Below are 8664 nucleotides of genomic sequence, written 5' to 3'. Positions count from 1 at the left end.
GGCCCCCGCCCCCCCCTTCCCGCCTTGGACATACCACCCCATGTAAACCCCTCACCCCGGGTGAGAATGGTGAGACTTGTATGTTCGCCCCCCCCCCGCTTCTCGGCGTTCGCCGGGGTGCGGATTCCCGGCCCGCGCAGCAGCCTGAAGTCATGGCACACCCACCCGAGCACCCGCACATCGTGGTCCACGCCCCCGCCCTGGACGGCTCCCGCCGGGTCACCTCCGGCGAGGAGACACTGGGCGTCGCCTCGCACGTCGACGACGTCGCCGAACTGCTGCGGCTGGCCGACCTGTACGTGACCGACGTGGCGGAGAGCGAGCTGGTCGAGTGGCAGGGCGGCGGCCCGGACGACTGGCCGGGACTGCACGAGCACCATGGGCACCACGAGGGCTGAACGCGCGTAGGCGCTCCCGGCAGCGGGCACAACCCCGGGCACACGGGGTGCTCTCGGGGGTGGTCTCATGAGCGACGACAGGGACGACGGCAGGCACGACGACAGGACGGTCCGGCTCGCACCGCACGAGGTCGCGCTGCTGCGCGGCGGCCCCCGTGCCGCCGTGACGGTCGCCGTGGTGGACCTGTATCTGCGGGGCGCCCTCGACTGCGGCCCGCCGGGCACCGTACGGGCCCTGTCGTCGGGGCCGGGTGCGGCCGCGGTGCCCCTCCCGGCGCTGGCGGAGGCGGTGCGGGACTCCCTCGACGAGCCCCTCGCGCCAAGGAGGCTGACCCGGCACCCGGACGTCCGCCTGGCGGTGGCGCTGATGCGCATCCCCCTGGCGGAGGCCGGGCTGCTGCGCTACCCGCTGCTCGGCCCGACCCGTGCCGCCCGCCGCCGTGTACGGGCCCTCCAGGAAGCGCACCCGCTGCCCACGAGCCGACGCGGCCTGACGGCCGACGACAGGCTGCTCGCCGTCGCCCTGCACGACGTGGCCGCCCTACGCGTCCTGCTGCCCCGCTTCGCTCTGCGGGCCGGGCTCACCGAACGGGTGCAGGTGGCCGACAAGGGCCTGCTCAAGCACTCCCCACCCGAACGCGGAAGCGGCCCGGGAGGCGGCATGGCGTACTACTGCGGCGGGGGCGGAGGTGGCGGCGGTGACTGAGCGGGACCCGGCCCGGCGGGCACTCGTCCGGACACGACACCCTCGCCGCCCGACGCCCCGCCGACGCGACGGTGCGACCACTGCCGGGAGGTGAGACTGCGGCCCGCCGGGGCCCCGGCGCCGGCACGCCTCCGGCGGCGGGCACGTCTCCGGGCGTCCGGCACGCCTCCTCATGACCGGCACGCCTCCGGCGGCCAGCCCGGCCCCGTCCCCGGTCGGCACGTGAAAGAGCGGCCCGTTCGTCAGGAACGGGCCGCTCTCGGTGTGCTGCGTGCGGGTCAGGCCTTCAGGGTCCGGATCGCGGTCGGGGCGTGCCCCGGCTCGGTCGCCAGTTCCTCGAACTCCAGGACGTTGCCGATGTCGTTGGTGCCCGACATGGAGATGTTGGTGATGCGCTCCAGGATCGCCTCGACCACGACCGGCACCCGGTGCTCGGCGGCGAGCTTCTTGGCCTGCTCCAGGGCCGCGCCCAGCTCGCCCGGGTCGGTCACCCGGATCGCCTTGCAGCCCAGGCCCTCGGCGACCTTGACGTGGTCGACGCCGTAGACGCCCAGCTCGGGCGAGTTGATGTTCTCGAACTCCAGGTTGACCTGGAAGTCGATCTCGAACGCCCGCTGCGCCTGGCGAATCAGGCCCAGGTAGGAGTTGTTGACCAGGACGTGGACGTACGGGATCTTGTGCTGCGCGCCGACGGCCAGTTCCTCGATCATGAACTGGAAGTCGTAGTCGCCGGAGAGCGCCACGACCTGCGCCTCCGGGTCGGCCTTGGCCACGCCGAGGGCCGCCGGGACGGTCCAGCCGAGGGGGCCGGCCTGGCCGCAGTTGATCCAGTGCCGCGGACGGTAGACGTGCAGCATCTGGGCGCCGGCGATCTGGGAGAGGCCGATGGTGGAGACGTACCGGGTCTCCGGGCCGAAGGCCTTGTTCATCTCCTCGTAGACGCGCTGCGGCTTGATCGGGATGTCGTCGAAGTGCGTACGGCGCTGGAGGGTCGCCTTCTTCTCCTGCGCGGAGGCGGCCCACGCGGAGCGGTCGGGCAGCTTGCCGGCCGCCTTCAGCTCCTTGGCCACCTCGACGAACAGCTCCAGGGCCGCCTTCGCGTCGGAGGCGATGCCGTAGTCCGGGGCGAAGATCTTGCCGATCTGGGTCGGCTCGACGTCGACGTGGACGAACTTGCGGCCGGCGGTGTAGACGTCGAGCTTGCCGGTGTGGCGGTTGGCCCAGCGGTTGCCGATGCCGAGGACGAAGTCGGACTCCAGGAACGTCGCGTTGCCGTAGCGGTGCGAGGTCTGGAGGCCGACCATGCCGGCGTTCAGCTCGTGGTCGTCGGGCAGCAGGCCCCAGCCCATCAGGGTCGGCACGACCGGGGTGCCGGTCAGCTCGGCGAACTCGACCAGCAGGTCGGCGGCGTCGGCGTTGATGACACCGCCGCCGGCCACGATCAGCGGGCGCTCGGAGGCGTTGAGCAGGCCGATCGCCTTCTCGATCTGGGCGCGGCTCGCGGCCGGCTTGTAGACCGGGAGCGGCTCGTAGGTGTCCGGGTCGAACTCGATCTCCGTCATCTGGACGTCGATCGGCAGGTCGATCAGGACCGGACCCGGCCGGGCGGAGCGCATCAGGTGGAACGCCTGCTGGAACACGCCGGGGACCTGCGCCGCCTCCAGGACGGTGACGGCCATCTTGGTGACCGGCTTGGCGATGGAGGCGATGTCGACGGCCTGGAAGTCCTCCTTGTGGATCACCGCGGTCGGCGCCTGGCCGGTGATGCACAGGATCGGGATCGAGTCGCCGATCGCCGAGTAGAGGCCGGTGATCATGTCGGTGCCGGCCGGCCCCGAGGTACCGATACAGACGCCGATGTTGCCCGGGTGGGTCCGGGTGTAGCCCTCGGCCATGTGCGAGGCACCCTCGACGTGGCGGGCGAGGGTGTGCTGGACGCCGCCGGAGGCCTTGAGTGCCGCGTAGAAGGGGTTGATCGCCGCGCCCGGCACACCGAACGCGTCGGTGACGCCTTCGCGCTTGAGGATCTCAACTGCCGCTCGGGCAGCGGTCATACGAGCCATCGAGTACTCCTGCTCCGGCTTTCGGATTCGCACGCCCGTCGCGCCCCGCGGTGAGCTCTTCCGTAGCAACTTCCGTATAGCGAAATTTGTTTTCTACGATCTGGAAGTAATGTAAGTGGGCAGCCGAGGGCAGTCAAGAGAGGACGATGGGGCCATGTCCGAGACCATCTCGGTGGGCTGCACCGCCTGCGGGCGCCGGCACCGCTACACGGCACCGTCGTATCCCTGTGTGTGCGGGGCACCCGTCGCCCCGGCGCTCGATCCGCGCGGGTCCCCGACCGCGGTCACCCACCGGACGTGGGACGAGGAGTGGATCGGCGTGCGCTGCGCGGCCTGCGGTGACGAGAGCCGGTGGCCGCGGCCGGAGCTGGGCTGCTCGTGCGGGACGGTGCTGTGCGTGCCGGTGGATCCCGCGGCGAGGGGCCGGTCCGGGCGCACCCCCGGGTCGCGGGTCCCGGCCCACCGGTCCGTCCCGATCCGCACCGCCCGCGACGCGGTCACCGCCGCCGTCCTGTATCTGCGCGGGCTGGGTCACCGGGACGTCCGCCGCGCCGAGCAGCGGCCCGTGTCCGGCATCGGGCTGGCCGCGCCCGGCATCGTCGTCCAGGTGGATCCGACGGTGGGACCGGCCTCGGCGCGGGACGTGGAGTGCCTGTGGCTGACCGCCATGGCGGAGTCCGCGGACTGCGTCTACTTCTCCCTCGCCGGGTACGCCGAGGAGGCCCGCGCCCGCGCCGACCTGCTGGGCGTCCCGCTCTTCGCCCTCGACCCCGCGGATGTGCCACGCCCGGTCAACGCGCCGGCCGTGGCGCTGGACGCCACGGCCGGTTGAGATCTACTGCTGTGGTGACTACCGCGCCGTGTAGCCGAAGCGGGCTCCGCTCGCCGGGAGGCCTCCCTGACCGGGCTGGTAGGTAGTGACCTGTGCGGTGGGCTGGCCCAGAGTCACGTTGGACATCGGCAGGGCGTGGAGGGCGCCATGGGCGCTCGGGCCGTAGGGCATGCCGACGTACAGGTGGGTGCCGGTGAAGTGAATGCTCTTGCCGAGGTACTGCTTGGCCTTCGGGGCACCTGGGATGCCGTCGCCGTCGCCGGACTCGACCCACTTGTCGTTGGTGCCGGGTGCGCCGAGCAGCGAGAAGATGTGGACGGCTCCGGAGCTGGTCTCCGACCCGATGGCCTCGTCCGGGATGCCGACGGCCATCTTCATCGTGGCCGCGGTGCTCACCGCGCGCGGCGCGGTGTTCACGGCGGTCAGGGTCGCGCCGAAGTGGTCGCCGGCCTCCGAGGTACCGGAGACGTCGTCGTCTCCGGTACCGGAGGAGTATCCGTCGAGCTGGGTGTAGGTGCCGGAGGCGGTGACACGGAAGGTGAGGACGCTGCCCGTCTCCGCCTTGCTGACACCGCCCACGTTCAGGGCCTCGCCCGGCGAACCGACCGCGAGAATCGACTCGTTGGCGGTCGCCGCGCCGGACGGGCGGTAGGGGGCCAGGGCGAGGGAGGCGCCGAACCGGTCACCGGCCTCGGCACCGCCGGAGACGGTGTCCAGGTCCTGGTCGAGGCCGAACAGCGGGGTGGGCCGCTTCTCGGCGTCCAGCTCGTGGCTGAAGACGGCCAGGTTGCCGGCGTTCGCGTCGGAGCCGATGGCTTCGCCCGGGGCGCCGATGGCGATGTGGTTGGCGTCGGCCGCGATGGTTCCGCCGAAGCCGTCGTTCGCTTCCACGGCGCCCGGTACGCCGGTGCGGTCCTGGTGGATGGAGGCGTTGGTGGTGCCGTGCACGTAGAAGGCCATGCCGGCCTTGGTGGTGCTGCCGAGGGCCTCGCCGGGCACGCCGATCACCAGGAAGGGCTCGCCGGCGGCGGTGGTGCCGGCGGCGAGGGCGTGGCCCATGCGGTCGCCGGCCTCGCTCGCGTACGAGGCCATGGAGCCGGACTCGATGCCCTGCTCGAAGTGGGTGTCCTTGGTCGGGCCCGTGCCAATACCACCGGGGGCGCCGTGCAGGATGTCGACCATGCCGGCCTGGGCGGCGCCGCCGAGGTCCTCGGCGGGGGTGCCGACGACCAGGTCGGTGCAGCCGTCCTCGTCGTAGTCGACGGTGGCCATGGTCTCGGCGAACCAGTCGCCGGCCTCGGAGCCGCCCCTGACCCAGTCGAGGTCCTGGCTGATCTCGGCGGTGCCCTTGCCGCCGCCGTACACGACCCGGACCAGACCCGCGTCGGCATCGCCGCCCACGGTCGCCTTGGGGTCGGCGACGGCGATGTCCTCGGCGCCGTCGCAGTTGAAGTCGGTGATGCGGGTCGCACCCACCTTGGACTCCACCCAGGAGCCCAGGTCGTCGACGCGGGCGACGATGCCGCCGGTACGCGTCTCGGTGGCGTCGATGCCGAAGCAGCCGCCCTGGTACGAGCGGCTGCTGAGGCCGACCAACTGCTGGGCACCGTTCGCCACCCGGACCAGGGGGCCGCCGGTGTCGCCCATGCACGCGGACACGCCGTCCTTGCCGGTGACCGTCGCCGTGGTGACGGCGGCCGAGTCCACCGAGAACACCCCGGTGTGCAGGTTCAGCGGCGCCCACTCGGTCTTGGTACGGCCGTACCCGGCGAGCTTCAGCTCCTCGCCCGCCGCGGGCGCGGTGGTGGCCAGGGCGATGGGAGCGACTCCCGCGACCGGGCGGTTCAGCCGGGCCAGGACCACGTCGCGGTCGGTGCGGGGCACCAGCTCGACGATCTCGCGCACCGCGCCCGCGGTGCCGGAGAGGTCGGAGCGGCCGATGGTCGCGGTGGTCGTCCGCCCCGGCTTGCCCGCGGGCACCGCGAGGCTCTCGGCGGGGTTGTCGGCGAAGCAGCTGGCCGCGGTGAGCAGCCACTCGGCGTCCACCAGGACGCCGGAGCAGCCACGGTCGTGGTCACCGACGACGATCTGTGCCGTGTAGGCGTGTGTGGTGTCGGAGGAGGCGGAGGCGGGGCCCGTCACGGCTGCGGCGGGAACGGCGGTCATGACGACCGGTCCGGCAGTCAGGGCTACCGCCAGTGCGGCGAGGCGCACGGGTCTGGTGTGTCGCATCAATTCAGTTCCTCGGTGGCAGGTCTTGGCAAGGGGAGACGGTTGCGCGCTACTTGGTGGTCCTGATCTCCACGAGCACGTGGGGGCGGCCTTCCGGGTCGGCGGTCTCGCCCACTGCCTGCCAGGAGTTCGCGGGGACGTCGACGGAGGTCTGCTCGCTGTCGACGGTCATGTCGAGTTCGGTGTCGTACCCGTTGGTCTGGACGCCGTAGACGGAGGCGACCTCCAGCGTCAGCCAGCCCGTGTCACCGGTGACACGGAAGCAGATCTTGGCGTTGGAGCGGGAGTAGACCTCCAGCTGACCGGTCCCGGCGGCGCAGGTGGCAAGGGTGATGCGGCCGTCACCGCGCTTGAGGACGACACCCTGCTCTTCGAGGATCTTGTCCGCCTGCGGATAGGCGAAGTCCTCGACCGCGTACCCCGGAGCCTCGTCGGCGACGGCCTGGCCGGTGAGGACGTCCTTCCCGGCGGGCGGTCCCGCCTGGCCACCCGTCATCGCAAGCCACGCCAGGGCACCCGCCGCGGCGGCGACACCCAGAGTGCGCCCAACGAGGCGCTTGGTTCTTGACCCAGTCGTGCCATGTGCCTTCATTGCAGTCCTATTGGTCGGTTCGGACCGAAGGTCCGGAACAGAATCAGAACGGGCGTGAAGGCTGCGTCACAGAGGTCCGCAATTGGCGGAGAAAATAAGAGGGAACCCCTCATTCGAGTCGCTTCGAGGAGCACAACGCGAATCTCATCCCGCAGCCTCAGGCATGTAAAGCCGCTGTTCACACGTTTGTCCATCGGACTGAAACATTACAAATAGGTCATACACGAGATGCACCCTGTGGCCTACATCACCACCATGAAAGGTTGTGTGGATAAATGTGTATGTTCAGTGAAGGAAATGTAAATAGAGGATAACGTTCCGCTTCCTGTCAATCCATTGGCGCTGCACTTCCGACCCTTATCCCGGAATTAACCTTCCCGAAAAGGGATGGCGAACCGACGTTGGCCGGGTAATGTGCCGACGTGTATAGCGGGATCCGATACGGCGCCCCAACTCCTCCCGGAACAAGGAGCGTTGTGGCGCCGCATCCCTGTCCGCACCGTCGTGTCTCGAACGGGAAGGATGCACACTTTGTCAGCGTCACTGTGGAGCAGACGCCGGATACTCACGAGTATCGCCGGGGCAGCCGCCGTCCCTGTCCTGCCCTCGGTCCTCACCCTGACCGCCACACCCGCCCACGCCGAGGGGACGGATCCCACGGGCACCGGCCTCCCGGAAACCGACCGGGGCAAGGCCGTATGGGCGTACAAGACAGGCGGCCGGTCGACACGTGAGGCCGCCACCCGCGCCCTCGTCGGCTCCTCGGCGGCCGTATCGGCCTTTCTCACCGGCGAACTGCCCGCGGTGAACGCCGAGGACAACCGTTTCACCGTGCTCTCCACGCTTGCCAAAGCGGGCGCGTCCACCCGCGAGTCGGCCGAGGCGGCGTTGTCCGCGGGTGACGACGCGGTCGCGGCGTTCCTCGAGAGCGGTTACGCCCAGCCCCTCGAGACGGACATGCGGGCAGCGGTCTTCACCATCCTCAACAACAGCGGCACCGCCGTGAAGCGTGAGGCCAACAAGGCCCTCGGCGCGGGCACGCCGGAGGCGCTGCGGACCTTCCTGGAGGCAACCCAGTACACGGCGCGCGAGGAGGACGAGCAGGTCGAGGTCTTCTCGATTCTCTCGACCGCCTCCCCGCAGGTGAAGCTGTACGCGGAGCGCGCCCTGTCCGAGGGCACGCCCGAGGCGATCAGCCACTTCCTCGCCTCCGGTCAGTACATCGCCCGTGCCCGCGACGAAGAGGCCGCCACGATCCAGCAACTGGTCGAGATCGTGGAACGCGAGGGCAAGCGCGCCCAGTTGAAGACAGAGCAGGCCATCACCGCCTCCGACCAGGCGAAGGAGGCCGCCGCGAAGGCCAAGGAAGCCGCGCTCAAGGCCGCCGAGGAGGCTCGGGCCGCCCAGAACGACGTCCGCAGGTCGGCCGCCGCCGCCAACAAGGCGGCCGCCGCCGCACGCGGTGCCGCCGACGCCGCCGGCACGGCGATCTCCGCCTCCCGTGCCGCCCAGTCCGCCTCCAGCCGCGCCGCGCGGGCCGCACAGGCCGCCGCTGCCGCCGCCGCGTCCGCCGGCAGCGCCGCCTCACGGGCGTACCACGCCGCCATCGCCGCCTCCAAGGACGCGTCCAAGGCGTCGGCCGCCCGGCAGGCCGCCCAGGGCGCCCGGGACGCCGCGGCGCGTGCGAAGTCCGCCGCCGCCGCTGCCGACAAGGCCGCCATCGCGTCCCAGAGCGCCTCCGCCGCCGGCTCCTCCGCCGCGAGCGCCGCCCGGAACGCGGCCGCCGCCGCCAACGCGGCCGCCAGCGCCGCCGCCAGCGCCGGGGCCGCCCAGTCCCAGGC

Annotated in this window: 7 protein-coding genes; 4 read left to right on the top strand and 3 right to left on the bottom strand. The window is 71.3% G+C overall.

All coding sequences use genetic code 11. The features are described 5' to 3' along the window. The first annotated feature begins 152 nt into the window (after positions 1-152). Entirely contained in the window at positions 153-398 is a 246-nt protein-coding gene (locus ACFCZF_RS38705) for a hypothetical protein (protein ID WP_376675658.1), read from the top strand. 67 nt (positions 399-465) lie between these two features. Further along, positions 466-1104 (top strand): TIGR04222 domain-containing membrane protein, encoded by a 639-nt coding sequence (locus tag ACFCZF_RS38700; RefSeq protein WP_376675657.1) that lies wholly within the window; start codon positions 466-468, stop codon positions 1102-1104. Between the two features lie 278 nt (positions 1105-1382). On the opposite strand, the gene gcl is transcribed toward ACFCZF_RS38700, so the two are convergent. After that, a complete protein-coding gene (gene gcl / locus ACFCZF_RS38695; protein ID WP_376675656.1) occupies positions 1383-3167 on the bottom strand; it encodes a glyoxylate carboligase in 1785 nt (594 codons plus the stop codon). Positions 3168-3321: 154 nt separating this feature from the next. Between gcl and ACFCZF_RS38690 the strand changes: the two genes are divergently transcribed. Further along, positions 3322-3999, top strand: a complete 678-nt coding sequence (locus ACFCZF_RS38690; protein ID WP_376675655.1) for a hypothetical protein — start codon at positions 3322-3324, stop codon at positions 3997-3999. Positions 4000-4017: 18 nt separating this feature from the next. Here the strand turns inward: ACFCZF_RS38690 and ACFCZF_RS38685 are convergent, their stop codons facing one another. Next, a complete protein-coding gene (locus tag ACFCZF_RS38685; protein WP_376675654.1) occupies positions 4018-6231 on the bottom strand; it encodes a trypsin-like serine protease in 2214 nt (737 codons plus the stop codon). Between the two features lie 49 nt (positions 6232-6280). Then, the gene (locus ACFCZF_RS38680) at positions 6281-6727 is read right to left on the bottom strand and encodes a hypothetical protein (RefSeq protein ID WP_376675653.1); all 447 of its coding nucleotides are present in this window, start codon (positions 6725-6727) and stop codon (positions 6281-6283) included. 627 nt (positions 6728-7354) lie between these two features. On the opposite strand from ACFCZF_RS38680, the gene ACFCZF_RS38675 reads away from it, so the two are divergent. Beyond that, on the top strand, positions 7355-8664 hold a 1310-nt coding region (locus tag ACFCZF_RS38675), incomplete at its 3' end, for an ALF repeat-containing protein (protein WP_376675652.1).

It is taken from the genome of Streptomyces sp. NPDC056296, from assembly GCF_042268605.1.
Lineage (GTDB): Bacteria > Actinomycetota > Actinomycetes > Streptomycetales > Streptomycetaceae > Streptomyces.
This window is presented reverse-complemented; position numbering and strand designations above follow the sequence as displayed.